Genomic DNA, 26,402 nt, shown 5'->3' with positions numbered 1-26,402 from the left:
GGGCCAGCGGACGCAGACCCGCCTGCTGGAGCCGGCGCATGGTGAGCACCTGCACCAGGTGGCCGACGTGGAGACTGGCCGCCGAAGTGCGGGGTGTGCGCGGCACGGGACTGAGATCTGCCCGTGCTCGTAGCTCGTCGGACGACGATGGGCTCAGGCGACCGTGACCCCGTACGCCTCGGTGAACGCCTGCTGGGCGTACTCCTCCGAGGCGTAGCCGTAGCCGTCGTCGCCCCAGTTCGTGCCCCAGCTGTTGCGCACGATGAAGCGTCGCTCACGGGTGTAGCCGACGAGGGCGACGGCGTGGCCGCCGCGGGCTGTCTCCTGCTTGTAGTGGTTCAGCTCACCGTGCGTGGCCTTGGCCTCGTCCCAGGTGCGGTCCACACTGAGGCGGACCAGGATGGGGCCGCCGCCGGAACCGAGCCACTGCCGCCAATCGTCGAGTGTGCGGCCGAGATTGAAGTAGGCGGCGATGCGCATCTGTGCCGCCAGGGCGTAGAACGTCTCCGTGTCGCCGGGGTAGTTGAGCGGAGGGGGCTTGAAGGGGAGATCCTCTTCCCGTACGACGCCGAACCTGCGGGCTATGGCAAGAGCTGCCTTGAGGCTGGTGCCGTCACCCTCGATGAACGTCGTCGGCTCGGTGGTGAATTCGTCCGTCTCCTTGGATGCCATCCACATGTAGCGGACCGACAGCGAGTCGTCCTTGCGCAGACGGTTGATTTTGGTGAAGTGCCAGCGCAGCACGGAGTCCGCGCTCGCCCATCCCACGCATGAGCCTGTGGGGCCCTGGTCGCTGATGTGCCACCAGGGCTCCCGAAGATCGATCTCCTCGGGCAACTCCATGTCGGGGCCCGCCGCGAGTCCGGCCGCCTGGGCATGCCGCGATCGCCAGTCACGTTCGGTTTCCTTGGAGGGGATGCAGTTGAGAATCCTGTCCGCGGCCCCATTGCCGTTCCCGTTGTTCACGTATTCGGACACGATGACTCCCTGTCTCTCGGCGCTCCTCGTCATCGAGGAAGTGATTTCGGGCGAATAGTCGAATGTTGACGACGGCGCCTGCGGTCAGCTCGGGACCAGGGTCAGACAGTTGTCGTCGTCGTTCTTGATGAACAAGCCGCACTGGCTCGCGGCCGGGAGACGGTCCGGGGCGGAGGTGGATCGGAGAAGTTCCGCGAGGGGAACAGCGCAACCGGGAATGTCGAAAATTCGCAACTGTCGGGCGCGAGGCTCCATATGCCTACGCCATAAGCGTGACACCGCGGTGGACGGTCTGCAATTCGGAACCGCTTCTCCACGCTGTCACCGGATGACCTCCCGTTGGGAACGCACCTCTTTCTTGAGCGCTCGATCCAGATAGGTTACGGTGGGCGCATGGCAAGGACCCGTGAGTTCGACACCGACGCGGCGGCGGGCCGCGCGATGGAGCTGTTCTGGACGCGCGGGTACGAGGCGACCTCGGTGCGCGACCTGACCCAGCACCTCGGGATCGGACAGGGCTCCCTGTACGCCGCGTTCGGCGACAAGGACGGCCTCTACCGGGCCGCGCTGGAGCACTACCGCGCCACCTTCGCCACGGCCGCCCTGCGCAGCCTCGAAGAGGGGACGGACGCTCGATCGGCGATCCGTGCGCTGCTGGTCGAGCGGATCCGGATCGCCGTCGAACACGGCGGCCGCGGATGCCTGTTGATCAATGCCGCCACCGAGCGCCTACCGGAGGACCAGCCGACCCGGCGGACCGTGCGGGATGTGCTGGGTGCCAACGAGGACGCGCTCACCGACCTGCTGCGCGCGGCGGCGGAGCGCGACGAGATCTCGGCGCGGCACGACCCGCACACCCTCGCCGCGTTCCTCGTCACGTTCCTCAACGGCCTCCTCGTGTCCTCGAAGATCACGCCGGACGCCCGCGCCCTCGAACCCCTCGTGGAGGTCGCGCTGACCGCGCTCGATTGACTTTTTCGTACCCGGAATATGGATCGCTCGATCCAGATGAAAACTATCAGAAGGTGCTGAACGGATGATTTTCGACCATCAGGGAAAGCCTGTTCGCACAGGCCGTGCCGGTGTCAATGGGACGAGCCTGCACTACCGGACAGGTGGGTCCGGCCCGGCGGTGGTACTGCTGCACGGCGTGCCGAAGACCAGCTACCACTGGCGGCACCTCGTCCCGAAGCTGACGCCGCACTACACCGTCGTCACGCCCGACCTGCGTGGCCTCGGCGACTCCGCGCGTCCTGCGGACGGCTACGACTCCGCGACGATGAGCGATGACATCGCCGCGCTGATGGCCCACCTCGGGCACGACACCTACAGCGTGATCGGGGAGGACTGGGGCGCCGTGATCGGGTACCAACTCGCCGCCCGGCACCGCGACCACGTGGGCGCCCTGGTCTTCGCTGAGGCACTGTTCCCCGGGTTCGGCTTCGAGGACCACACCGCACTCACGCAGGAGAACGTCTCGAGCGGCATGCACCTGTGGCACCTGGGCTTCTACTTTCAGCCGGACGTGCCCGAGATGCTCATCACCGGACACGAACGCGAACTGATCACCTACATGATCAAATACGAGCGCAGCCACCCGGACACCGCCACCCCCGACGCGATCGAAGAGTACGTACGCTGCTACTCCATGCCTGGTGGCATCCGCGCGATGCTGTCGATCTACCGGGCGATGCTCGTCGACGCCGAGCAGAACCGGCAAGCAGCTCAGAAGAAGCTGGACATCCCGGTGCTGGCCCTCGGCGGCTCGGCCTTCATCGGCGAACGCAACGAGTCCCAGATGCGGCTGTTCGCCCACGACGTCACCGGCCACGTCTTCGACGCCGGGCACGACCTCGCCGAGGAGGTACCCGACGCGATGGCCGAGGTCACACTGCCCTTCCTGGCCAAGCAATGCGCAGCGTAGGAGCGCCCGTCGGGAACCCTTGCCTCCGCGTGTGGGAGGGGTGGCGTCACTCGCGTGCCCGTTGCGATCAGGAACGGTCGGAAAGGAGGCATTTGCTACAACTGCCGTGTCTACCCGGTCCCGGAGGCCACACTGGTCGCTCGACACGAGGGGGGCGCCAGTGGGAACCGTACGGATCACGTCCGGGGACGAGGGCCTGAGGGGCGAGCTGGGGGATCTGGGCGAGCTGGATGACTGGCTGCGGCGGGAGCCAGGACTGCGTGGGCGTGTGCGTCGGGAGCAGTCGCCGGCGCCGGGGACCTTGGGGGGCCTTCCCGAGCTGGTGATCGGCAGTGTCGTGTCGGGTGTCGCGGGGGCGCTCGCGACGGCGCTGGCACAGTCGCTGACCGGCTGGCTGAGGTCCCGGCGGACCCGTGGCGCGGGATCGCCGGGGGCGGCCCTGACGCTCACCGCGCAGGACGGACACAGCCTGACACTGGACGCTCGTTCCTCGGTGGACCCGGCGGAGGTCGAGAGGTTCCTGCGGGCCGCCTTCGGCGGGACCGTGCCCTCCCCGGACGCCGCGACCGCGCCCGCCGCACCGGTGGACGGCGACGGGAGCCTCTGACCGTGCGGCTGCCCGACCCCACGCGATCGAACGCCGTGCTGATCGGTACCGGCACCTTCCGGTCGTCCGACCTCCGGGACGTACCCGCGGTCCGGGGCAACCTCACCGACCTCGCGGCGGTCCTCAGCGACCCCGTGTTCGGGTCGTTCCCGGCGGGGCGGTGCGCGGTGGTGCCGGATCCGGCGGACGCGCGGACGGCGTGCCGCGCGTTGCGGGACGCGGCGGACGCGGCGGAGGACACACTCCTTGTGTACTTCGCCGGTCACGGGCTGCTCGGCGCGCGGGGCGAGCTGTTCCTGGCGATGGCGGACACGGATCCGGCGGAACTGCGGGTGAGCGCACTGGAGTACGACGTACTGCGGGAGGTCGTCTCGGAGTGCGGCGCGGACAACCGGGTCGTGGTGCTCGACTGCTGCTTCAGCGGGCGGGCCGTCCCCGCTCTGGGGACGGTGCTCAGTCAGACGGCGATCGAAGGGACGTACGTGCTCGCCTCGGCCCCGCCGAACGGGCTCGCCCTCGCGCCCGACGGGGCGGCACACACCGCGTTCACCGGCGAGCTGATCAGGCTCCTGCGCGACGGTGTGCCCGGTGGGCCGGAGCTGCTGGGCCTGGGCGAGATCTACCGCAGGCTGCTGCGGGCGGCCGTGCTGCGGGGGCTTCCCCGACCGGAGTGCAGTGGTACCGGCACATCGGATCTGCTGGCGCTGGCCGGCAATGCCGCCTTGGGCCCGACGAGTCCGGAGGTCCGCCGCGCTTCGGAGGTCCCGGCAAGCCCTGGAGAACCGGAGGCCGTTGGGTCGGCGAAGCCCGGAGCGTCCAAGACGCTGGTGGACGTACCGCCGCCCGGCACGCCGAGCACCACATCACCCAGCCCGACCCTCACCGGGCTCTCGCGGCGCCGGACTCTGGCGTCCATGGCCTCGGTCGCCGTGGCCGGTGGTGGGATCGGCATCGGCCTCACGGCGTGGAAGGTTCTGGACCGGGTGGGGAGTGGCGACGGTGACCACGCCGGTGGCCGGGCCTCCGGCGGTCCGTCGTCCGTCGGCGAGAGCAGCGCGACCACGAGGGTCACCGCCTCCCCCAGCGCGACCACGAGGGTCACCGCCTCCCCCAGCGCGACAGCCACCGCCAACACCGACACCAACACCAACACCAAGGCGAAGAACGGTGACGACTCCCACGCCGCCGGGGGTCCCTCCGCGGGCCCGTCCACCCCGGATGCGGGCGTTCCATCCAAGAGCGCCCCGACGACACAGGAAGACGCCTTCGCCTGGAGAGCGATCGCCGAGACGGCGGACGTCCCGGTCGGCGGCGGTCTGGTCGTCGCTCAGGAGAAGGTCGTGGTCACCCAGCCCCTACGGGGCGTGTTCCACGCGTTCACCGCGCTCTGCACGCACCAGGGCTGCACGGTGAGCACGATCAGCGAGGGGGCGATCCGGTGCCCCTGTCACGGCAGCGCCTTCGACATCACGGACGGCTCGGTGCGCAACGGCCCCGCCACCAAAGCGCTGAGCGTCCGCCGGGTACAGGTGCGCGGCGGCAGCGTCGAGATCACGGCGGACGCCTGAGGAGTGCTACCCGCCGAGCCGAGCGGACGAAGGCGGACTCCGACCCTCACGGGTTCGTCAGGATGACGAGTTGCTGGGTCGCCCTGGTCATCGCGACATAGCGGTCGACGGCTCCCTCCACGCCCTCGCCGAAGGTGTGCGGGTCGATGAGGACGACCAGGTCGAATTCGAGGCCCTTGGACAGTTCCGGGGTCAGGGAGCGGACGCGGGATGTCGTACGGAAGGTGGGGTCGCCGATGACGCAGGCGATTCCGTCGGTGTGGGTGGCGAGCCAGGTGTCGAGGATCGAGGGCAGGTCGGAAGTGGATCCGTGGCGGACGGGGACGCCGTTGCCGCGGATGGAGGTGGGCACGTTGGCGTCGGGGAGGACGGCACGGATGACCGGTTCCGCTTCCGTCATGATCTCTTCCGGGGTGCGGTAGTTGATGCTCAGGGAGGCCAGGTTGACGCGGTCGAAGCCGAGCCGTTCGAGGCGTTCCTGCCAGGACTCCGTGAAGCCGTGCCTGGCCTGGGCGCGGTCTCCGACGATGGTGAAGCTGCGGGAGGGGCAGCGCAGCAGCAGCATCTGCCATTCGGCGTCGGTGAGTTCCTGGGCCTCGTCCACGACGACATGCGCGAACGGGCCGGCCAGGAGGTCCGGGTCGACGGTGGTCAGTTCGGACTCGTCGACCAGGCTGACCTGGGCGTCCTCGCCGCGCAGCATCCTCACCAAGCCAATGCCCTCGTCACCGTCGGCACCGGAGTTGGCCACGGCGTCGATCAGGTTGTCGACGACCTGCGTCATGCGCTCGCGCTGACCGGCGATGACGGCCTGGTGCCGGCGCCTGCGCCGCGCCTCCTCCGGGTCGCCGAGCCGCTGCCGTGCCGCGTCCAGGAACGGCAGGTCGGACACCGTCCACGCCTGGGGCTGGGCGCGCTGCAGCTTGTGGACGTCGTCGCGGCTGAGCCAGGGGGCGCACATCCGCAGGTACGCGGGGACCGACCACAGGTCTCCGACCAGGTCGGCCGCTTCGAGCAGCGGCCAGGCGCGGTTGAAGGCCGTGCGCAACTCCCTGTTCTGCAGCAGCGACTTGCGCAGGAGGGCGGGTGAGACGTCTTCGCCTTCGTGCTTGTCCAGCAGGATCGTGAGGAGTTCCTCCCAGACCTGTTCGCGTGCCTCGTTGTGCGGGGTGCCGGGTTCCGCCGCGTCGAACGCCACGGCCCAGTCGTCGGCGCTCAGATGGATGTCGGACCAGTGGGTGGTGACCGTCATCGCGTCGGTGGGCGGCTCCTCGTAGAAGCGGACCGCTTTCTCCATCGCGTTCACCAGGTCCGCGGACGACTTCAGGCGGGCCACCTCCGGGTCGGCCTCGGGAGCCGCCGCGGCTCCCTCGGTGACGAGGTCCCGCAGGGTGCAGGTCTGCACGCCCTCCTCCCCGAGGCTGGGCAGGACGTCGGCGACATAGCCGAGGTAGGGCTGGTGCGGGCCGACGAACAGGACACCGCCCCGGCGGTGACCCAGGCGGGGGTCGGAGTAGAGGAGGTAGGCGGAACGGTGCAGGGCGACGACGGTCTTGCCCGTGCCGGGGCCGCCGTCGACGACGAGGGCGCCGCGGGACCCGGCGCGGATGATGGCGTCCTGGTCGGCCTGGATGGTGCCGAGCACGTCGCGCATCCGGGGCGAGCGGTTGCTGCCGAGGCTGGCGATGAAGGCGGACTGGTCGTCGAGTGCGGCGTGCCCGGCGAACCCGTCCGAGGTGAACACCTCGTCCCAGTAGTCGCTGATCCGGCCGCGGGTCCAGCGGTACCGGCGGCGGCTGGCCAGGCCCATCGGGTTGGCGTGGGTGGCTCCGAAGAACGGCTCGGCCGCGGGCGAACGCCAGTCGACCAGCAGCCGTCGGCCCGTGCTGTCGGTGAGGCCGAGCCGTCCGACGTACACGGGCTCGGAACTGTCCGCGCCGACCATGTGGCCGAGGCACAGGTCCAGGCCGAAGCGGCGCAGGGTGCGCAGGCGGCTGGTCAGTCGGTGGATCTCCGTGTCCCGGTCCATCGCCTCCCGGCCCATGCCGCCGGGTGCCCGGCGTTCGGCGTCGAGGCGGGCGGTCAGCTCGGCGATGGACTCCTCGAGGCACTGTGCGATGGCCGCGAAGTGCCGCTCGTCGTCGGCGATCAGGGCGGGGTCGGCCTTGGCGGCCAGGCGGTCGGGAAGGTCGAACGCGGTGGTGGTCAGGGGATTCACGTCAGTCGCTCCGTTTTTCCGCAGATTCTGGCCTCGGCCGGAGATTCTGCGGCACGACGGGGGGCTTGCCGCAAGCCCCCCGGTGCGCTATACGTTGAGAGTGGCAAGGAGTCCGGGACTCCTTGCCTTCGTTGTTTTTCGGGCCTGAAAGACGTCACCTGAAAGACGTCAGGCCTTGCGGTGGGCCCCCCAGGGGTCCGCTTTGCGCGCGAGGGTTCGGGCGCGACGGCGTACGTCCGGAGGCAGGTGGCGCAGGACCGTGCCGGCCGCTTGGCGGACTCGGGGGGACGCTGTCGTGCCGAGGAGGATGCGGTCGCGGACCGAGGCGTCGCCCGGTCGGCCCACGGACAGCCGGAGTTGACCGTCCCGGGCGAACCAGGTGGGAACGACCAGCCGGGGCGGCGTGCCGACGCTGACGGGGGCGAGGCCGGCGCCCCGACCGCCCGGGACGACGCGGGCCCTGCGGCCCACGCCCAGGAGTTGGGCGCTTCCCCACACCTCGTGCGTGCCGGGTTCCATCACGCCCCCGCCGGTCAGGGTGAGCGGGTCGATGACCGTCTCGCCGGTGACGACCACGCGGTGGCGGTGGCCGCCGAGGGGTTCGGTGCGCGGGGTGAGGTCGGCGTCCGGGAACCACCACAGGTCGCGGGCGGTGTCGTGGACGAGGAGCTCTCCGTGGGCGTGGCCGAGGGGGTGCGGGGCCTCCCAGTCCTCGGCGCCCTTGATGCCGGCCAGCAGGTCGGGGTCGAGCAGCATGCGGCCGTAGCGTTCGACGAGGGTGAGAGGGCGGCCGTCGGGGCGGCGCATGCCGATCGTGGTCGTGACGTGGAGCTTGCCGGCGCGCCAGCGGATGTCGTCGACGGTCAGCTCGGGTCTGATCCCCCGGGTGCGGCGGCCGAGTTCCACGAGAGAGTCCAGGTGGCCCTCCTCCAGCAGGTGCGCCCGGAGCCGGGTGAGGGCCGGGAGGCCGTCGCGCACGCCGGGCGGGTAGGCGTCGAGGGCCATGCGGCGTACGACGGAGAAGTAGCGTTCGAGGTTCTCGCCGGTGCGTTGGAGGACGCGGGACTCGCCGACCGGGCGGAGCAGTTCGACGCGGTAGGAGCGGCGTAACAGGTGGTCCTGGAGCGGGCCCGGCGGGGTGCCCTCCTTGATGGCCTCGACGACCGTGCGCAGGTGCCCGTAGTAGTCCTCGGGAGTGACCACCCGGCTGCTGGTGTTGCCGCCGTCGTCCCGGCGTTTCCACACGTAGCAGGGGTGGTGGGCGAGGATCGAGACCTTCTTGGCGCGCAGGTAGGCGCGGGCCATGAAGAGCTGGTCCTCCAGGCGCACCGGCCCCTCGGGGAAGGCGAGGTCGTGGGCGAGGAGGAACTCGCGGCGGAACATCTTGTGCGGGGTGAGGCTCTCCATCAGGGGCGCGGTCTCGACGGTGCAGTGGTCGACGGTGCGTTTGAAGACGTTGCTGGGGCCCGCCATGGTGCCGACGACCTTGCCGAGGACGATGTCGGAGCCGTTGCGGTGGGCGAGGCGGTGGAGGTGTTCGAGGGCCTCGGGGGTGAGTTCGTCGTCCTGGTCGACGAACTGGACGTAGTCGCCGCGGGCCAGCCGGACTCCGACGTTGCGGGGCTTGCCGGGCCAGCCGGAGTTCTCCTGGCGGATCACCCGCACGTGGGGGTGACGGGACGCCAACTGGTCGAGGCGCTGGGCGGAGTCGTCGGTCGAGCCGTCGTCGACGTAGATGATCTCGTAGGCGTCTCTGCCCAGGCTCTGGTTGATGAGCGACGGCGAGCAGAGGTCGATGTACCGGCCGGCGTTGTACACGGGCACCACGATGCTGACTTTGAGCGTCAACGCTCCCCCTAAGAGACCAAGTCGTCTGTCGTTCTCCTGTCGTTCTACGGACGTTCAGGCACCGGCAAGGGTTGTCCCGAGGAGAACAAGTTCAGGCGAATTCGTTCAGGTATGGCGTGATCACTCCCATCATCAGCGATCACTTCCGATCACGCGCGGCGCCACCCGTGGTCGGATCGGGTGAGTTCGTCACCGTATGGGCCTGGCATGTCGGGGAACGGCCTGATCAATCAGGAATCGAGAAGCGCGCGTCACGGAGTGTGTCTAGCCTGATCGTCATGGACATCACCATTCATACGAGCGTCCTGCCGCACGACGATCCGGACGCGTCGCTCGCCTTCTACCGCGACGTCCTCGGCTTCGAGGTCCGCAGCGACGTCGGGCAGGGCCGGATGCGCTGGATCACGGTCGGTCCGGCCGGTCAGCCCGACACGTCCCTCCTGCTGGCGCCGCCGGCCGCCGACCCGGGAGTCACCGAGGACGAGCGCCGCACCATCACCGAGATGATGGCCAAGGGCACCTACGGCTGGATCCTGCTGGCCACGCGGGACCTCGACGCCACGTTCGAGAAGGTGCAGGCCGGTGACACCGAGGTCGTCCAGGAGCCGACCGAGCAGCCATACGGCATCCGTGACTGTGCCTTGCGCGACCCTGCGGGCAACCTGGTCCGCATCCAGGAGCTTCGCTGAGCCGAACGGGTGGAAGGAAGGGGGAGTTCGCCCATGTGTCAGCCCGAGTGGCGGCGCGCACGCGTCGAGGCGCAGCGCCTGAGTGACCTCGCGCGGCTGCGCCGCGTCCGCGACCGGATCGACAGGGAGTACGCACAACCGCTGAACGTGGAGGCGCTCGCCCGCGGGGTGAACATGTCCGCCGGACACCTCAGCCGGCAGTTCCGGGCCGCGTACGGCGAGTCGCCGTACGCGTACCTGATGACGCGTCGCATCGAGCGGGCGACAGCGCTGCTGCGGCGTGGCGACCTCAGCGTCACCGAGGTCTGCTTCGCGGTCGGCTGCGCGTCGCTGGGCACGTTCACCACCCGCTTCACCGAGCTGGTCGGCATGCCGCCCGGGGCCTTCCGCAGCCGCGCGGCAGAGGCGGCGGAGGCGGCGGCCGACGGTGCCGAGGGGGCGCGTACGGGCGGTGGCGCGGGGCCCGCGGTCATGGTGGAGGGGATGCCGGCGTGTGTGGCGAAGCAGGTGACAAGACCGGTCAGGAATCGAGAAGCGCCGGCCACCGAGCGGCCCCTAGCGTGAATGCCATGACAACCACCGCATCCACCACGGCCCTCGCGTCCGTCACCCTCGAGGTGGCCGACCTCGACGCCGCCCACCGCTTCTACACCGCCTTCGGAGTGCGCACGCACATCAGCCTGCGGGCGTCCGAGACGCACTCCACCGGATTCCGTGGCTTCACCCTGGCGCTCACGGCGTCCCAGCCGGCCACGGTCGACGGCTTCCTCGGCGCCGCCGTGGACGCCGGCGCCACGGTGGTCAAGCCCGCGGCGAAGTCGCTGTGGGGCTACGGCGGCGTCGTCCAGGCACCGGACGGGACGATCTGGAAGGTCGCGACCTCCGCGAAGAAGGACACCGGCCCGGCCACCCGCGAGATCGACGAGATCGTCCTCCTGCTCGGCGTCGAGGACGTGAAGGCCACCAAGCGGTTCTACGTCGACCGGGGCCTGACCGTGGCCAGGAGCTTCGGCGGCAAGTACGCCGAGTTCGCCGCGGGTGACTCCAGCCCCGTCAAGCTGGCGCTGTACAAGCGCAGCGGCCTCGCCAAGGACCTCGGCGTCCCCGCCGACGGCACCGGCTCGCACCGCGTCGTCCTCGGCGGCACCGCCGGCCCCTTCACCGACCCGGACGGATTCGCCTGGGAGACCGCCACGCCGCTCACCCCCGCGCCGTCCACGACGTCCGCCAGGTCCTGACTTCTGGCTCCCGCGCGGACTCGGTGGCGGCAGCCCGTTCGATGCGCCGGGGGACCCGAGAGTTAGTCTCGGGGTTCGGTAATGGGCCAGTTCCGTACGTAGCAGGAGGCAGGCATGGCGAAGGTTCCCAGCGCGGTGGTCGCGGCGAGCGGGATCGTCGGCGGGTACGGCGTTGCCCGGTGGACCAGGAAGCGGCAGCTGGGCGGGGCCGTGCTGGTCGGCGCCGGGGCCGTGGCCGCGCAGCAGTGGCGGGAGCGGGCCGGCGGGAAGGCCGCGGGCGCGCTGACGGCGGCGTACGTCGCCGCCTTCGCCGGGTCCCACCCCCTGGCCAAGAAGGTGGGCGCCTGGCCTGCCGTGTTCGGGGTGGCGGGCGCGGTGGCCCTGGCGTCGTGGGCGGTCGCCGACCGGAACGGCTGACCGGCGGCGACAGCCCCCGTGCCCCCGCTACGCCGTGGCCGACCGCGGCCCCGACCCTGAAGCCCCTTCCCCCGAGGTCGCCGACGCCCCCGACTTCGACGGCGCCTGCGAGGTCTCCGAGGATTCCTCCGCCGTCAGTGGCGTGGCGATGTCCTCCAGGGAGCGGCGTTCCGCGCTGACCGCGAGGACCGCTGCGACCAGGCCGGCCAGGCACATCAGGGCCGCGCCGATCTGGAAGGCGAGGACCGTGTCGCCGACCTTGCCCGTGCCGGTGAGCTCGGCGAACAGGAGCGGGCCGCTGATGCCGCCGGCGGCGGTGCCGATGGCGTAGAAGAAGGCGATGGACATCGCGCGGGTCTCCATCGGGAAGACCTCGGAGACCGTGAGGTAGGCGCTGGAGGCGCCCGCGGAGGCGAAGAACAGGACCGCGCACCAGCAGGCCGTCAGGGTGGTCGCGCTCAGCGAGCCGCGGTCGAACAGCCAGGCCGTGCCGAACAGGAAAAGGCCGGACAGGAGGTACGTGGAGGAGATCATCACCTTGCGGCCGACCGTGTCGAACAGCTTGCCGAGCAGCATCGGGCCGAAGAAGTTGCCGACGGCGATGACGGCGAAGTAGTAGCCGGTGTCGCCGGTCGGAACGTCGTAGAACGTGGTGAGGATGGCGCCGAAGCCGAAGGTGATCGCGTTGTACAGGAACGCCTGGCCGATGAAGAGGGAGAAGCCGAGGACGGCCCGCCTGCGGTAGTCGGAGAAGACGGTGCGGCCGATCTCCACGAAGCTGACGCTGCGGCGCTGGTGGATGGTGATCTCACCCTGGGGCCGCGGGAGGGGGTCGCCCTGCTCGGCCTCGACCCGACGCTCGATCGAGGACACGATCCGTTCCGCCTCCTCGTCACGGCCGTGGATCAGCAGCCAGCGCGGGCTCTCCGGCACATGACGGCGGACGAGGAGGATCACCAGGGCGAGGACGGAGCCCAGCGCGAAGGTCAGCCGCCAGCCGACGTTCGCCGCGAAGAAGTCCGTGTTCAGCGCGAGGATCGACAGCAGCGAACCGCCGACCGCGCCCAGCCAGAAGCTGCCGTTGATCATCAGGTCGACCCGGCCGCGGTACTTCGCCGGGATCAGCTCGTCGATCGCGGAGTTGATGGCCGCGTACTCGCCGCCGATGCCGAAGCCGGTCAGGAAGCGGAAGGTGAGGAACCACCAGGTGTCGAAGGACACGGAGGTGAGCGCGGTGGCCGCGAGGTACACCGCGAGGGTGATCATGAACAGCTTCTTGCGGCCCCACTTGTCGGTGAGGCGGCCCCAGAAGAGGGCGCCCAGACACGCCCCGGCCACATAGAGCGCGGCGGCGATACCGGTGACCTGGCCGGAGCTGATCGGCAGGCCGCTGCCGGGCTCGGAGAGGCGGCCGGCGATGTTGCCGACGACCGTGACTTCGAGACCGTCGAGGATCCACACGGTCCCCAGGCCGATGACGATGGTCCAGTGCCAGCGCGACCACGGGAGGCGGTCGAGGCGGGCGGGGATGTTGCTGGTGACCGTTCGGCCGGTCGCGGCCTGCGCGGTGGTCATGGGCTCCCTCCCATCGAGCGTGACGTCTGCCCTCATCGGGCGAGAGCGTCCCGTCGGGTGCCCGCAACCGGCGCGCCTACGCCCCCAGCGCCCGCGACACCGTGTAGATCAACAGGCCCGCGAGCGAACCGACCACGGTGCCGTTGATCCGGATGAACTGGAGGTCACGGCCGATGTTCGCCTCGATCTTGCGGGTCGTGTGCTCGGGGTCCCAGCCGGCCACGGTGTCGGTGATCAGGGAGGTGATCTCCTTGCGGTAGGTGGTGACGACGTAGACCGCCGCGCCCTCGACCCAGCCGTCGACCTTGCCCTGGACCTTCGGGTCGGCGGCCATACGGGACCCCAGGGACAGCAGGGAGGCCCGCACCCGCAGCCGCAGCTCGCTGCGTTCGTCCTCGGCGGCCGAGACGATCATGGAGCGGACGGCGGTCCACGCGGAGGCGATCAGGTCCTGGACCTCGCCGCGGCCCAGCACCTCGCCCTTGAGCCGCTCCACCCGCGCGCGGGTGTCCGTGTCGGACTGGAGGTCGGAGGCGAAGTCGGTGAGGAAGCGGTCGAGGGCGCCGCGGGCCGGGTGGGAGGGCATGTCCCGCATCTCCGCGCAGAAGCGCAGCAGCTCCTTGTAGACGCGCTCGCCGACCTTCTTGTCGACGAACTTGGGGGTCCAGCCGGGCGCTCCGCCCTGTACGGCGTCCATCACGGAGTCGCTGTGCAGCACCAGCCAGTCGTGTGCCCGGGCGACGACCAGGTCGACGGCCCGGCGGTGGCCCCCGTCGGCGACGACCCGCTCCAGCATCTTGCCGATGCCGGGCGCGATCTCCTGCGCGTCGGCCCGGCGGGTGATCGCCTCGCCGACCACGGCCTGGACGTCCGTGTCCCGCAGGACGGTCAGGGCGCCCCGCAGTGCGGCGGACAGCTCCGCCGTGACCCGGTCAGCGTGCTCGGGTTGGGCCAGCCAGGTGCCGAGCCGGCTGCCGATGCCGACGGCCCGCAGGCGCTGCCGTACGACGGCCTCGGACAGGAAGTTCTCGCCGACGAACTCGCCGAGGGTGACGCCGAGCTGGTCCTTCTTCTTGGGGATGATCGCGGTGTGCGGGATGGGCAGGCCGAGCGGGTGGCGGAAGAGGGCGGTGACCGCGAACCAGTCGGCGAGCGCGCCGACCATGCCGGCCTCGGCGGCCGCGGTGACATAGGACGCCCAGGTGCCCGCGCCCTCGTTCGAGGCCCACTTGGCGAGGACGTACACCAGCGCCACGAACAGCAGTAGTCCGGTCGCGGTGAGTTTCATGCGGCGCACGCCGCGCTGCTTCTCCGCGTCCGCCTCACTGAACGTGTTCATGGCGCGGGCGGCCGCGGCGGGGACCCCGCGAGCGTCCGAAGCGGTCGCGGCGCCGTTCCCGGTCACCGCCGTCCGGGTGTCTCGCCCCACATCCAATGATCCCTTTTCGATAGATTTTGTCCGTTCCATTGACTCCACCCGTTCGTGATCTCCTGCACACATTGTCCCTTCCTGACCGACTCCTGGAACGAAACAAGAGTTCCCAGCGTCTGTCGGACGGGGGATCTCACGGAGAACTCCGCGGCCCAAAGGGGGGTCCCGTTCATCTACCCCTGACCTCATGACGCATCATGAGGTGATCACACCGGAGCCTCGGGCTCCCATCTCAAGGAGACACACAACCGCATGACCAAGCGTCACGGTTATGCGCTGCTCAGCACGATCACCGCTCTGATCGTCGTCCTGTCCGCCGCCATATACGTCGGGTTCGCCTCCGACCACGGCAGCGGCGAGAGCAGCAAGAACACCCTTTCCGGCGCCCGCGCCCCGCACAACTCCGCCGCCCCCGCGTCCACCGGCGTCTGGGTCGGCACCTGGTCCGCCTCGCCCGTCGGCGGGGAGCCCGGCACCGAGATCACCGGCATGGCCGGCCGCTCGGTACGCAACGTCGTCCACACCACCGTCGGCGGTACGAGTGCCCGTATCACGCTGTCCAACCTCTACGGCCAGGCACCGCTGACCATCACGCACGCCACCATCGCCGTCGCCGCGGGCAACGGCACCGCCGAGGCGGCCGCGGAGACCATGCGGCGCCTGACCTTCGGCGGCAACACCGTCGTCGTGGTACCGGCCGGACAGCAGGTGCTGAGCGACACCGTCGCGATCCGCGTCCCGGCGTACAGCGACATCCTGGTCACCACCTACTCCCCCACGGCGACCGGCCCGGTCACCTACCACCCGCGTGCCCGCCAGACCTCGTACGCCGCGGTCGGCGACCGCACCGAGGACGTGACCGGCACCGCGTACACCGAGCGGACCGAGTACTGGCGCTACCTGACCGCGCTGGACGTGCTCAGCGACGAAGCCCAGGGCACCGTCGTGGCCTTCGGCGACTCGCTCACCGACGGCGTCGGCTCCACCGAGAACACCAACCACCGCTGGCCCAACCTGCTGGCCGACCGGCTGCGGGCGGCGAGCGAGAGCGGCGGGGACGAGCCCCGCTACAGCGTCGTCAACCAGGGAATCGGCGGCAACCAGGTCCTCGCCGACGGCCTCGGCCGCCCCGCCGAGAACCAGGCCGGCGTGAGCCGCTTCGCCCGGGACGTGCTCGGCCGGACGAACGTCAAGGTCGTCGTCGTGGACCTCGGAATCAACGACATCCTGCGCAACCCCCACCTGGCCGACCCGAACGCCGTCCTCGACGGCCTGCGCACCCTGGTCCGCCAGGCCCACGCCCGCGGCATCAAGGTCGTCGGCGCCACCCTGATGCCGTTCGGCGGCCACCGCGGCTACTCCGCCGCCCGCGAGAACGTCCGCCAGGCGATCAACGCCCAGATCCGCGCGGGCCACGTCTACGACACCGTCGTCGACTTCGACAAGGTCGTCCAGGACCCCTACGACCCGCGCAGGTTCCGCCCCGAGTACGACTCGGGAGACCACCTCCACCCCAGCGACAAGGGGTACGAGCGGATGGCGGCCGCCTTCGACCTGGACTCCCTGAAGGGGTCGGCACCGGCGCGGCTCTAGGTCTGCCGATCTGGATCTGCCGATCTGGATCCGACGATCTGGATCCGCCGAGCAGGTGAGACGCGAGTGCCGGTCGGTGACCGGTACTCGCCCCATGGGCAGCGGCCGCCCGCGGTCAGTACTCGCCCTCGCGGCGCCGGTCCCGTTGCTGCCGACGCTCCCGCTGCCGCTCGCGCCTCAGGTCGTGATGGCCGTCCAGCATCCTGCGGTGGGCCTCATGGACGTCGTCGCGGTGCGACTCCCTGAGTTCCCGCCGTGACTCCCTGCGCTCCAGCTTCTCCTGGCGGCGCTCCTCCTTCAGGCGCTGCCGCTCCGCCCTGGTGACCTTGCGCTCGACACCGACACCGCCCCAGAAGGCGAAGCCCGTCACGATCACCCGCGGGGCACCCGGATCGCCCGGCACACCTTCCTCACGGTGGTCGAAGCCGCCCATGACGCCGATCCCCCGCACCACGACCTCGACGCCGGGCGGCACGATCACCTCCATCCCGCCCATGATCGCGATGCAGTTGATCTCGACCTCACCGGCCGCGAAGTCCGCCTCCCGCAGATCGATCTCGCCGCCGCCCCAGAACGCGAACGCCGTGAACCGCCTCGGCACCGTCCAGCGGCCCTTGCGCTGGAAGCCCGACATGACGGCGACCGCCCACGTCGACGACCCCTCGCGACCGGTGATCCGGCCCGCCCAACCCCCACTCGCCGCAGGGCTCTTGGTCATCGACACCTGAGGAGCGGGCCCGGCGGCCGCAGCGGACGGCAGGTCCCGGGTGATCGGCGCGAGTTCGCCGTACGTGCGGGCCCGGTACGTCGCGTCCAGACGCTCCTCGAACTCCTCCATGTCGAGACGCCCCTCCGCGAGGGCGTCCCGCAGAACCTCGGCGACTCGTTCACGATCGGCATCGGAGGCACGCAGCTCCGGAGCTTCCTCGGTCATGGCCAGCAGCCTACGAGGTGTCGGCGCCGGGCACTATGCGATCGCGCGGGGCGCTAGGGGGTGTCCGCAAAGTCGCGTCGTCCGCCCGAAGGGCGGGCCCTGCGACGTCATGGGGGTCCCCCCGCTCGAGCGAAGCCGAGAGTTGGGGGAGCGTGCTCTGGGGGTCCCCCCGGCCGAAGGCTGGGGGGAGTGCCGGGCGGACGCCCGCGTACTGGTCGTACTCGGGTGTTCGCCCGGTGCGGCGAGTGGGGGCACCTCCCACGCCCTTGAGGCAGTGGGGGAGGCGTGCCGGGCGTCGCGGGGCAGGCGGGACTTTGCGGACACCCCTAGAGGGCCGCCGGCTTTGGCGGGGGCCCCGGGACGTCCCCGGACGCATCCAGCATCTTCGCGATCACGGCCTCGATGTCCGGCTCCCGCACCGACAGGTCCACCAGCGGGTACTGAGCCGCGATCCCCGCGACCAGCTCGGCCGCCGACTCCGACGCCGGGAAGGCCAGCCACTGCCGGGGCCCCTCCACCTTCACCACCCGCGCGGGCGGCGGCGCGTCGATCGGCGGCAGCTCCCGCTCCAGGTCCACCACCAGCATCCGCTCGCTCTCCCCCGCCTCGTGCAGCCCGGCCAGCGCGCCGTCGTACATCAGCCGCCCGTGGTCGATGACCATCACCCGCGAGCACAACTGCTCGATGTCCTGGAGGTCGTGCGTGGTCAACAGCACCGTCGTACCGCGCTCGGTGTTCACCTCCCGCAGGAACTCCCGCACCCTGGCCTTGGAGACGACGTCCAGACCGATCGTCGGCTCGTCCAGGTACAGCACCTCCGGATCGTGCAGCAGCGCCGCCGCGATGTCGCCGCGCATCCGCTGCCCCAGCGAGAGCTGACGGACCGGCACGTCCAACAGGTCCGCCAGACCGAGGAGTTCGACGAGCCGGTCCAGGTTCTCCCGGTAACGGCCGTCGGGGATGCGGTACATGCGGTGCATCAGCCGGTACGAGTCGATCAGCGGAAGGTCCCACCACAGCGTCGTACGCTGCCCGAACACCACCCCGATCCGGTGCGCCAGCCGGGTCCGCTCCCGCGACGGGTCGATGCCGGCCACCCGCAGCCGTCCACCGCTCGGCGTCAGAATGCCGGTCAGCATCTTGATGGTCGTCGACTTCCCGGCACCGTTCGGACCGATGTAACCGACCATCTCGCCGCGCGCCACGGAGAACGACAGCGAGTCGACCGCGCGCACCTGACGCCGCTCCCGCCGCATGAAGCCGGTCTTACGACGCACGTCGAAGACCTTCTCCAGCCCGTCCACCTCGATGAAGGCGGTGTCGCCCACGCCCGTGCCGGTGCCCGCGTCCGCATCCGTGTCCGTGTCCATCAGTCCTCAGCTTCCCGTGCTCCGATACGACCGCAGCCCCGCCCGCCAGGCCAGCCCGGCGAGCGCACAGCACGCCACCGCCACCAGCGGAGGCGTGAACGCCACCCACTGCGGCAGCCCGAGCGGATACGGCCGCCCCAGCACATAGGTGCCGGGCACCCAGTTGACGAAGGCGAGCGGCAACACGAACGTCACCCCACGCACCAACTCCGTCGCGAACAGGGTCGGCGGATACTGCAGCATCGTCGTACCGCCGTACGTGAACGCGTTCTGCACCTCCGCCGCGTCCTGCGCCACGAACTGGAAGGCCGCGCCCGCCACGAACACCGCACAGAAGATCGCGAACCCGCTGACCAGCATCACCGGCATCAGCAGTACCTTCAGCACCGTCCAGTCGATGTCCGCGCCGGTCAGCGCGTACCCCAGGACCAGCGCCCCCTGCAGGATCCGGCCCAGGCGGCGCAGCGCGAAACGGTCGGCGGCCATCTGCGCGAGCGCGGGCGCGGGCCGCACCAGCAGCGTGTCCAGCGTGCCGTCACGCACCCGCTGCCCCAACCGCTCGATCGAGCCGACCGCCATGTCGGCGGCCCCGAACGTGGTGGAGGCCAGACCGTACAGGACGGCGATCTCCGGCAGCGTGTAACCGCCGAGCGCGTCCACCTGCGAGAACATCAGCAAGAGCGCGACGAACTCGAGCGCGGTCGTCGCGAAGCTCCCGAACGTGGTCATGGCGAAGGAGGCGCGGTACGCCATCGTGGAGCGGATCCACATCGCGGAGATCAGGCGGTACGCGCGCACCCCCTCGGTGAACCGGCCGAGCTCAACCACCCTGGACCACCACCCGCCGCGTCGCCACCGACTGCACCAGCCGCCCGGCCGCCAGCAGCGCCAGCGCCCACGCCCCCTGGAAGGCGTACGTGCTCCACGGATCGGCGTGCCCCAGCAGCACGTCCGCCGGCGCCTGGAGCAGCGACGACCACGGCAGCACCCGTACGACCTCGCCGAACGCCCCCGGGAACACGTTCAGGGGCAGCATCATCCCGGAGCAGAACCACCCGAGGAGCCACGCCATCTGCACGACGCCGGTGCCGTCCATCAGCCAGAACGCGGTCAGCGCCACCAGGTACCGGAGCGCGAAGCTGACCACCACCGCGAGCGCCACCGTGCCCAGGAAGGCGACCCAGAGCAGCGGATCCGAGGGCAGCGCCAGCCGAAAACACAGCGCCCCGACCACGAAGGGCACCACCCCACGCCCCAGCAGCTCGAAGCCCGCCCGCCCCAAGTCCGCCGAAAGCCACCACAGTTGGAGGTCCACCGGCCGGTACAGGTCGATTGCCACATCACCCGTGCGGATGCGTTCCATCAGCTCGTTCTCGACCCCGCCGCCACCGGACGCCACCGTCTTGAACAGCGACTGGCCGACCCACACATAGGTGAGCGCCTCCGCCAGGTCGTACCCGCCCAGCCCCGGCCGTTCGTCCCACAGAGCCGTGTACGTGAACACCATGATCAACCCGAAGACGGTGTTGGTGAACACCCCCGCCGCCGTGGCCGCCCGATACGTCGCGTACCGTCGGAAGGCCCCCGCCGCGACGGCCCCGTACAGCCGTGCCGAACCCACACCCACGGCCCTCCTCACCCGCACCGGACACCGAAGCGCAGGAGCCTAGTACGCGGGCGACCGGGCGGGCGAGCCATTTCGGCGGAAGTGGCCTGCCCGGAACAGCCGACCGGCCCGCCCTCCCGGCTCAACTCCACAGCGGATACCGCCGGATATGCCGCGCCCGCGCGGGCCGGCTCCGGCACCCGCGGGCCGCACACCCCCGCGACCGTCACCGCCCGATACGTCGCGTATCGTCTGGAGCCGCGCCCCGACGGCCGCGTACCGCTCTCCCCGAACCCACACCACGGTTCTCCTCGCCCGCGCCGGACACCGAAGCACGGCAGCCCGGTGCACGGAGGGACAGGCGGCGGGCGGGCCATTTTCGGGCGAGACGCGCGCCATATCCGGGAACGGAACGCCGGGTGCGAGAGTCTTCAGCAGGGGGCGCACAAGGCGCACGAGGCGTACGGGAACGTAAAACGCGAAACAGGAGTCCGTGCACGAGATGAGCGACGAGCCGCAGCCGCAGCCGCAGCAGCCGAAACCGCGCTGGGCGCAGAAAGCGCCGGAAACGGCCGGAGTGCCCGCGGCCGAGGGGACCGCCGTGCTGCCCGCGGTCGTAGCGCCCGCGGCCGAAGCGCCCGCCGCGGAGGCGTCCGCGGCCGAGGGGGCGGCCGGGAAGAAGCCCAAGCGGCCGGCCCGCACCGGCTGGAAGCGGATCATCCCGACCTGGCGCACGGTGCTCGGCACGTTCATCCTGGGCGTCATCCTGCTGGCGGGCCTGTTCTTCCTCGGCTACTCGATGGTCAAGATCCCGTCGGCCAACGCGTTCGCCATCAAGCAGAGCAACGTCTACCTCTACTCGGACGGCAGCCAGCTCGCCCGCGACGGCGAGGTCAACCGGGAGATCATCCCCCTCTCCCAGGTCTCCAAGGACGCCCAGCACGCCGTGCTGGCCGCCGAGGACCGCGACTTCTACACCGAGTCCGCGGTCGACCCCAAGGCGATGCTGCGCGCCGGCTGGAACACCGCCACCGGCAAGGGCAAGCAGTCCGGGTCCACGATCACCCAGCAGTACGTGAAGAACTACTACCTGGCCCAGGAGCAGACCGTCACCCGCAAGGTGAAGGAGTTCTTCATCGCGATCAAACTGGACCGCAACGAGTCCAAGGACGAGATCCTCCAGGGCTACCTCAACACCAGCTACTTCGGCCGCAACGCCTACGGCATCCAGGCCGCCGCCCAGGCGTACTACGGCATCGACGCCTCCGAGCTGGACCCCGCCAAGGCCGCCTACCTCGCCGCGCTGGTCAACGCGCCCAGCGAGTACGACGTCGTCGCCCACCCGGAGAACAAGGCGGCCGCCGAGGCCCGCTGGAACTACGTCCTGAACGGCATGGTCAAGAAGGGCTGGCTGGCCGAGTCGAAGCGGGCCCACCTCACCTTCCCCACGCCGAAGGAGAAGACCGTCGCCATCGGCAAGTCCGGGCAGCGCGGCTACGCCATCGAAGCGGTCAACCAGTACCTCACCTCGAACAAGATCATCAGCGCGGACGAGCTGGAGGCGGGCGGCTACCGCATCACCACCACCCTGCAGAAGAGCAAGCAGGACGCCTTCGTCAAGGCCGTCGACGACCAGGTGATCTCCAAGCTCGACAAGAAGAACCGCAAGGTCGACAACTACGTCCGCGCCGCCGGCGCCTCCGTCGACCCCAAGACCGGCAAGGTCGTCGCCATGTACGGCGGCATCGACTTCGTCAAGCAGTTCACCAACGGCGTGACCCGACGCGACTTCCAGGTCGGCTCCACCTTCAAGCCGTTCGTGTTCACCTCCGCCGTCCAGAACCACTCCGAGACGCAGGACGGCCGCGTCATCAACCCGAACACGATCTACGACGGCACCAACAAACGCCCCGTCCAGGGCTGGAGCGGTGGCTCGTACGCCCCGGAGAACGAGGACCAGGGCTCCTACGGCGACGTCACCGTGCGCGCGGCCACCGACAAGTCCATCAACTCGGTGTACGCCCAGATGGCCGTGGACGTCGGCTCCGACAAGGTCAAGCAGACCGCGATCGACCTGGGCATCCCCGCCACCACCCCCGAGCTGGTCGCCAGCCCCTCCGTCGCGCTCGGCGTGGCCCGGGCGAGCGTCCTCGACATGGCGGAGGCCTACGCCACCCTCGCCAACCACGGCCGGCACGGCACGTACACACTGGTCGACAAGATCACCAAGGACAGCAAGAGCGACGTCACGCTGCCGGATGAGCGGACCAGCCAGGCAGTCAGCCGCGAGGCCGCCGACACCACGACCTCCGTCCTGCAGAGCGTCGTCGACAACGGCACCGCCTCCGCCGCCCAGGCCGCCGGCCGCCCCGCCGCGGGCAAGACCGGCACCGCCGAGGAGGACACCGCGGCCTGGTTCGCCGGCTACACCCCCGACCTCGCCACCGTCGTCTCCGTCATGGGCCAGGACCCGGTGACGGCCAAGCACAAGTCGCTGTACGGCGCGATGGGCCTGGAACGCGTCAACGGCGGCGGACCGCCCGCGGAGATCTGGGCGCAGTTCACCGAGCAGGCCCTCAAGGGCAAGCCGGTCACCGACTTCGACCTGCAGCTCCAGCCGGGCTCCGACGAGTCCCAGGCCCCGAGCACCGAGGTCCCGGTGGACCCGACCACGGGCGGCATGGACACCGGCGGCACCACCGACGGCACCACCAGCGACCCGAGCACCGGAACACCCAGCGGGGACCCGACAGGCGCCGACCCCACCACGGACGGCGGCACCACCGACGGCACCACCGGCGACCCGTCCACGGGGACACCCGGCACCACCGGGGACCCGACAGGCGGCGACCCCACCACGGACGGTGGCGTCACCGACGGCGGCGCCACGGACGGCAGCAACGGCGGGGAGACCGACGCCGGCACCACCGAAGGCACCACGGACGGCAACGGCGGGGACGGAGGCGCCATGACCGAGGGCACGACGGCCGGGACGGGGTAGAAGACGTCGGTGAACTGAAAGGGGCTGGTGACCATGGTCACCAGCCCCTTTCACGCTGCTTCGAACCGCTGCTTCACAGGCGCATTACAGATACAGCCCCGTCGAGTCCTCGGACCCCTCGAACCGGTCGGCGGCCACCGCGTGCAGGTCGCGCTCACGCATCAGCACATAGGCGACACCCCGCACCTCCACCTCGGCGCGATCCTCCGGATCGAACAGAACCCGGTCGCCGGGCTCCACCGTCCGTACGTTCTGCCCCACGGCCACGACCTCGGCCCACGCCAGCCGACGACCGACGGCCGCGGTGGCCGGAATCAGGATCCCGCCACCGGAACGCCGCTCGCCCTCGCTGGTGTCCTGCCGCACGAGTACGCGGTCGTGCAGCATCCGGATGGGCAGCTTGTCGTTCAGGGTGCTGTGCTCTTTTCTCTTGGCGCTCACGGCACTGAACCTACCTGCCTTCTCCCGGCCCGTGAGCCGGTGGGTCGGCCTCGGTCAGCTCTGCCGCCGCCGGCTCCCCAGGACGAGCAGCCCCGCGAGCCCGACGACGACCAGCGCGACGGGGACGACCCGCTCCAGCCGAGGAGCACCCTCCTCGTCCACGAACTGGGACTTGACGTCACTCACGACCCGGTTGACCCCGACATAGGCCCGCCCCAGCGAGTGATCAATGTTCGACACGACCTTGGCCTTGGCGTCGCCCACGATCGTCTTCGGGTGCACCCGCACCCCGATCTCGTCGAGCGTCTCCGCCAGATTCTCGCGGCGGCGCCTGATGTCCGCCTCGATCTGCGCCGGGGTTCTGGTGTCCGACGTGTCCGCCACCGTGGGGCCTCCGAGTCAGCTGATACCGGTTGCTGCTGCCTGCTGATTGTTCTGAAAAGTTGCTCGTCCTGGACAGTCTGTCAGCTCCGCGCGCGGTCGCACGGCCAGGACCCCCGGTTACGCTTGCCCGATGAGCGAGCGACTCCAGCCCGGGGACGTAGCCCCCGCCTTCACCCTCCCCGACGCCGACGGCAACGAGGTCTCCCTGTCGCAGTACCGGGGCCGCAAGGTCATCGTCTACTTCTACCCCGCGGCCCTGACCCCAGGCTGCACCAAGCAGGCCTGCGACTTCACGGACAACCTCGACGTCCTGGCCGCCGCCGGCTACGACGTCCTCGGCATCTCCCCGGACAAGCCCGAGAAACTGGCGAAGTTCCGCGAGAAGGAGTCCCTGAAGGTCACCCTCCTGGCAGACCCCGAGAAGACCGTCACCGAGTCCTACGCGGCCTACGGCGAGAAGAAGAACTACGGCAAGACGTACCTGGGCGTCATCCGCTCCACGATCGTCGTGGACGAGGAGGGCAAGGTCGAACGGGCCCTGTACAACGTCCGCGCGACCGGTCACGTGGCGAAGATCATCAAGGACCTGGGTATCTGAACGAGATCCAGACGTCGGGAGTCAGGTCGGGCCGCCCGGGTTCCGGCCTGACCTCCTCGGACCACGCCTCCCCCACGAGCTCGGTCGCGACCCGCCGCCAGAAGCGGACGGCACCGGTGTTCTCGTACTGAAAGGGAATCTCCCAGGCCCCCGGATGCGCGGCGACCACCTCCCGTATGGCCTGGAGCCCCACCCCGCTCCTCCGTACCGCCCGCACGACGAAGAAGCTGTTGAGCACCCGAGCAGGCCCCCCGAGCGCCCGCACGAACGCGAACCCGACGGGATTCTGGCCGACACTGAACAGATACGGCGCCCAGTCCGGGTCACCGCAGAAGGCCGCCTCCAACCGCTCACTGCGGAACGTCCCGTCCGGGTTGGGCAGTTGCCCCCCGAACTCGGACAGGTCATGCCGGAAGAGCAGCCAGAGGCGTTCGACGGTTTGGCGATCGGCGGGGGTGGCCGGGCGAACGCCCAACCCTGAGTCCATGATCCTGGTCATGAAAAAAGCCTCCCGAGCGGACAAGCGTCCGCGCCTGGAGGCTTCACTGTGATCCGCAGCATATCAACGGACGGAGCGTGACTGTCCGATAACCGGGTCGTTACCCCGTGCGGGTCACGAACGTGTGGCCGAGATCGGAGGGGAACGATGGGGGCCAGTGCGTACCCGAAAGAGCGGCTGGAAGAGGCAGCTCGGGAGGCTCGGACATTGTCGGAGGCGTTGGAAAGGTTGGGGGTGGATCCGCGGAGTTCAACGCGGCGGTACATCTGCGAGCGAATGAAGAAACTGGGCGTCGATGTCTCGCACTTCGAGCGGGAAGGGGTGCGCTGGACTCGAGAGGTCCTCCAGTTGGCAGTCTCGGCGTCGACAAACATGTGCGAAGTACTGCGCCATCTCGGGCTCGAGGTGGTCGGGGGTCAGCACACGCACATCAGTCGGCGGATCAAGGCGTACGGGATCGACACCTCACATTTCCAGGTGCCGAGGCGGCGCGGCGAGCGTCGGCGCCCTCGCACGCCGGAGGGCTTTCTCGTCGAGCAGCCTGTCGGCGGGGCTCGGCGCATCCCAAGCGATCGGCTCAAGTGGGCGATGACAGCGAGGGGTGTGCTTGAGCGGTGCGCTCTGTGCGGCTCGGAAGCGGTCTGGCGAGGCCGTCCGCTCCCTCTGGAGGTCGACCATATCGACGGCAACTGGCGTGACAACCGGATTGAGAACCTGCGGTTCTTATGCCCCAACTGCCACTCGACGACGGACAATTACCGAGGACGGGGCAAGCGGAGCGCCAAGGACGGCGTCGAATGAGCGCGGGCGTCCAGTACACGCGCGAGCGACTGACCGAAGCCGCCGCACGCTGTTCCGACATCGACGAGGTCATCGTATTCTTCGGCACCACGCCATACGGGCAGCTCCGACGTTATCTCTTCAGTCGCTTCGACCACTTCGGCATCGACATCTCTCACATGCCGCGCCGGAGGCGGACCAAGAGACCCGACAAACCCGCGACCGACACGCTACGGCATGCCATCGGGCAGACGACTTCCATCGCCGGGGCCCTGCGGGCACTGGGGCTCGATCCCTACAACGGGCAAACGCGCACGCTGCTGCGTCAGTGGGTGACAGAGGATGGCCTGGACGTCTCCCACTTCTTGGGGCAGGCGCATCAGCGGGGCAAACCGGGCACAACCCCTCTCCGGCGGCCCGAGCAGATTCTGGTCAAGCACGACGGCCAGCAACGAACGAGAACTCACCTGCTACGTCGTGCTCTGCGGGAAGTCGGCGTACCCGAGGAATGCACCGTGTGCGGCGTCGGCGCCGAGTGGCACGGCAAACCCATGACACTGGAGGTTGATCACATCAACGGGGACTGGCGCGACGACCGGCGGGAGAACCTGCGGTTGCTGTGCCCAAACTGCCACGCGATCACCAGCACCTGGTGTCGAGGGGGCCGCCGACAGTCCCCCCAAGTGGATCCCAGATGACCGG

25 protein-coding genes are annotated in these 26,402 nt (G+C 70.0%); 13 read left to right on the top strand and 12 right to left on the bottom strand.

The features are described from left to right. Positions 1–153 precede the first annotated feature (153 nt). On the bottom strand, positions 154–978 hold the full coding sequence (locus ABZ027_RS18145; protein ID WP_356769324.1) for a C1 family peptidase: 825 nt from the start codon (positions 976–978) through the stop codon (positions 154–156). A gap of 393 nt (positions 979–1,371) precedes the next feature. On the opposite strand from ABZ027_RS18145, the gene ABZ027_RS18140 reads away from it, so the two are divergent. The 4 genes from ABZ027_RS18140 to ABZ027_RS18125 all read left to right on the top strand — a co-directional run bounded on the left by ABZ027_RS18140 (position 1,372) and on the right by ABZ027_RS18125 (position 5,077). Beyond that, positions 1,372–1,950: a TetR family transcriptional regulator gene (locus ABZ027_RS18140; protein WP_356769322.1), complete on the top strand. Its 579-nt coding sequence runs from the start codon at positions 1,372–1,374 to the stop codon at positions 1,948–1,950. A 64-nt stretch (positions 1,951–2,014) separates the two neighbouring features. Then, the gene (locus ABZ027_RS18135) at positions 2,015–2,902 is read left to right on the top strand and encodes an alpha/beta fold hydrolase (RefSeq protein ID WP_356769320.1); all 888 of its coding nucleotides are present in this window, start codon (positions 2,015–2,017) and stop codon (positions 2,900–2,902) included. 160 nt (positions 2,903–3,062) lie between these two features. After that, positions 3,063–3,509, top strand: a complete 447-nt coding sequence (locus ABZ027_RS18130) for a hypothetical protein (RefSeq protein ID WP_356769318.1) — start codon at positions 3,063–3,065, stop codon at positions 3,507–3,509. Between the two features lie 2 nt (positions 3,510–3,511). Continuing rightward, positions 3,512–5,077, top strand: a complete 1,566-nt coding sequence (locus ABZ027_RS18125) for a Rieske 2Fe-2S domain-containing protein (protein ID WP_356769316.1) — start codon at positions 3,512–3,514, stop codon at positions 5,075–5,077. A gap of 46 nt (positions 5,078–5,123) precedes the next feature. On the opposite strand, the gene helR is transcribed toward ABZ027_RS18125, so the two are convergent. Both helR and ABZ027_RS18115 read right to left on the bottom strand, forming a co-directional pair. Next, positions 5,124–7,295, bottom strand: coding sequence for an RNA polymerase recycling motor ATPase HelR (helR, locus tag ABZ027_RS18120; RefSeq protein ID WP_356769315.1), 2,172 nt, complete (start codon positions 7,293–7,295; stop codon positions 5,124–5,126). Positions 7,296–7,463: 168 nt separating this feature from the next. Beyond that, on the bottom strand, positions 7,464–9,143 hold the full coding sequence (locus ABZ027_RS18115; RefSeq protein ID WP_356769313.1) for a glycosyltransferase: 1,680 nt from the start codon (positions 9,141–9,143) through the stop codon (positions 7,464–7,466). A 278-nt stretch (positions 9,144–9,421) separates the two neighbouring features. Between ABZ027_RS18115 and ABZ027_RS18110 the strand changes: the two genes are divergently transcribed. The 4 genes from ABZ027_RS18110 (at position 9,422) to ABZ027_RS18095 (ending at position 11,487) form a co-directional block, all read left to right on the top strand. Continuing rightward, complete coding sequence (locus tag ABZ027_RS18110) at positions 9,422–9,832, top strand: VOC family protein (RefSeq protein ID WP_356769311.1); 411 nt, start codon at positions 9,422–9,424, stop codon at positions 9,830–9,832. A gap of 33 nt (positions 9,833–9,865) precedes the next feature. Then, a complete protein-coding gene (locus ABZ027_RS18105) occupies positions 9,866–10,396 on the top strand; it encodes a helix-turn-helix transcriptional regulator (protein ID WP_356769309.1) in 531 nt (176 codons plus the stop codon). Positions 10,397–10,401: 5 nt separating this feature from the next. Beyond that, entirely contained in the window at positions 10,402–11,070 is a 669-nt protein-coding gene (locus ABZ027_RS18100; RefSeq protein WP_356769307.1) for a glyoxalase, read from the top strand. 114 nt (positions 11,071–11,184) lie between these two features. Next, positions 11,185–11,487 carry a hypothetical protein gene (locus ABZ027_RS18095; RefSeq protein ID WP_356769305.1) on the top strand — a complete coding sequence of 101 codons (303 nt, stop codon included), beginning with the start codon at positions 11,185–11,187 and terminating at the stop codon, positions 11,485–11,487. Positions 11,488–11,514: 27 nt separating this feature from the next. Here the strand turns inward: ABZ027_RS18095 and ABZ027_RS18090 are convergent, their stop codons facing one another. Together ABZ027_RS18090 and ABZ027_RS18085 are read right to left on the bottom strand one after the other, a co-directional pair. Further along, on the bottom strand, positions 11,515–13,062 hold the full coding sequence (locus ABZ027_RS18090) for an MFS transporter (protein ID WP_356769303.1): 1,548 nt from the start codon (positions 13,060–13,062) through the stop codon (positions 11,515–11,517). Positions 13,063–13,138: 76 nt separating this feature from the next. Next, positions 13,139–14,563 (bottom strand): DUF445 domain-containing protein, encoded by a 1,425-nt coding sequence (locus ABZ027_RS18085; RefSeq protein ID WP_356769301.1) that lies wholly within the window; start codon positions 14,561–14,563, stop codon positions 13,139–13,141. Positions 14,564–14,746: 183 nt separating this feature from the next. Here ABZ027_RS18085 and ABZ027_RS18080 point away from each other — a divergent pair, with 183 nt between their 5' ends. Next, positions 14,747–16,087 carry an SGNH/GDSL hydrolase family protein gene (locus tag ABZ027_RS18080; RefSeq protein WP_356769299.1) on the top strand — a complete coding sequence of 447 codons (1,341 nt, stop codon included), beginning with the start codon at positions 14,747–14,749 and terminating at the stop codon, positions 16,085–16,087. Between the two features lie 115 nt (positions 16,088–16,202). Here ABZ027_RS18080 and ABZ027_RS18075 read toward each other — a convergent pair whose 3' ends face one another. From ABZ027_RS18075 to ABZ027_RS18060, 4 genes are all read right to left on the bottom strand, one after another. After that, a complete protein-coding gene (locus ABZ027_RS18075; RefSeq protein WP_356769297.1) occupies positions 16,203–17,021 on the bottom strand; it encodes a DUF1707 domain-containing protein in 819 nt (272 codons plus the stop codon). Between the two features lie 326 nt (positions 17,022–17,347). Then, complete coding sequence (locus tag ABZ027_RS18070; RefSeq protein WP_356769295.1) at positions 17,348–18,391, bottom strand: ABC transporter ATP-binding protein; 1,044 nt, start codon at positions 18,389–18,391, stop codon at positions 17,348–17,350. 6 nt (positions 18,392–18,397) lie between these two features. Continuing rightward, positions 18,398–19,162, bottom strand: a complete 765-nt coding sequence (locus ABZ027_RS18065; protein ID WP_356769346.1) for an ABC transporter permease — start codon at positions 19,160–19,162, stop codon at positions 18,398–18,400. A gap of 49 nt (positions 19,163–19,211) precedes the next feature. Beyond that, complete coding sequence (locus ABZ027_RS18060) at positions 19,212–20,012, bottom strand: ABC-2 family transporter protein (RefSeq protein WP_356769344.1); 801 nt, start codon at positions 20,010–20,012, stop codon at positions 19,212–19,214. Between the two features lie 487 nt (positions 20,013–20,499). Between ABZ027_RS18060 and ABZ027_RS18055 the strand changes: the two genes are divergently transcribed. After that, positions 20,500–22,998: a transglycosylase domain-containing protein gene (locus ABZ027_RS18055; RefSeq protein WP_356769293.1), complete on the top strand. Its 2,499-nt coding sequence runs from the start codon at positions 20,500–20,502 to the stop codon at positions 22,996–22,998. 84 nt (positions 22,999–23,082) lie between these two features. Here ABZ027_RS18055 and ABZ027_RS18050 read toward each other — a convergent pair whose 3' ends face one another. Then, positions 23,083–23,439 carry a co-chaperone GroES gene (locus ABZ027_RS18050; protein ID WP_356769291.1) on the bottom strand — a complete coding sequence of 119 codons (357 nt, stop codon included), beginning with the start codon at positions 23,437–23,439 and terminating at the stop codon, positions 23,083–23,085. Between the two features lie 54 nt (positions 23,440–23,493). Then, complete coding sequence (locus tag ABZ027_RS18045) at positions 23,494–23,823, bottom strand: DUF3618 domain-containing protein (protein WP_356769289.1); 330 nt, start codon at positions 23,821–23,823, stop codon at positions 23,494–23,496. A 130-nt stretch (positions 23,824–23,953) separates the two neighbouring features. Here ABZ027_RS18045 and bcp point away from each other — a divergent pair, with 130 nt between their 5' ends. Beyond that, positions 23,954–24,421, top strand: coding sequence for a thioredoxin-dependent thiol peroxidase (bcp, locus tag ABZ027_RS18040; RefSeq protein ID WP_356769287.1), 468 nt, complete (start codon positions 23,954–23,956; stop codon positions 24,419–24,421). On the opposite strand, the gene ABZ027_RS18035 is transcribed toward bcp, so the two are convergent. Then, entirely contained in the window at positions 24,402–24,920 is a 519-nt protein-coding gene (locus ABZ027_RS18035) for a GNAT family N-acetyltransferase (protein WP_356769285.1), read from the bottom strand. The two genes, bcp and ABZ027_RS18035, sit on opposite strands and share 20 nt — an antisense overlap. 147 nt (positions 24,921–25,067) lie before the next feature. Here ABZ027_RS18035 and ABZ027_RS18030 point away from each other — a divergent pair, with 147 nt between their 5' ends. Next, positions 25,068–25,721, top strand: a complete 654-nt coding sequence (locus tag ABZ027_RS18030) for an HNH endonuclease signature motif containing protein (RefSeq protein WP_356769283.1) — start codon at positions 25,068–25,070, stop codon at positions 25,719–25,721. Further along, positions 25,718–26,398, top strand: a complete 681-nt coding sequence (locus ABZ027_RS18025; protein ID WP_356769281.1) for an HNH endonuclease signature motif containing protein — start codon at positions 25,718–25,720, stop codon at positions 26,396–26,398. The genes ABZ027_RS18030 and ABZ027_RS18025 overlap by 4 nt, the downstream gene beginning before the upstream one ends. Positions 26,399–26,402: the final 4 nt, after the last annotated feature.

The organism is Streptomyces sp. NPDC006332 (assembly GCF_040612855.1).
GTDB lineage: Bacteria > Actinomycetota > Actinomycetes > Streptomycetales > Streptomycetaceae > Streptomyces.
The sequence above is the reverse complement of the archived record's forward strand: the minus strand, read 5'-3'. Positions and strand labels throughout refer to the sequence as shown.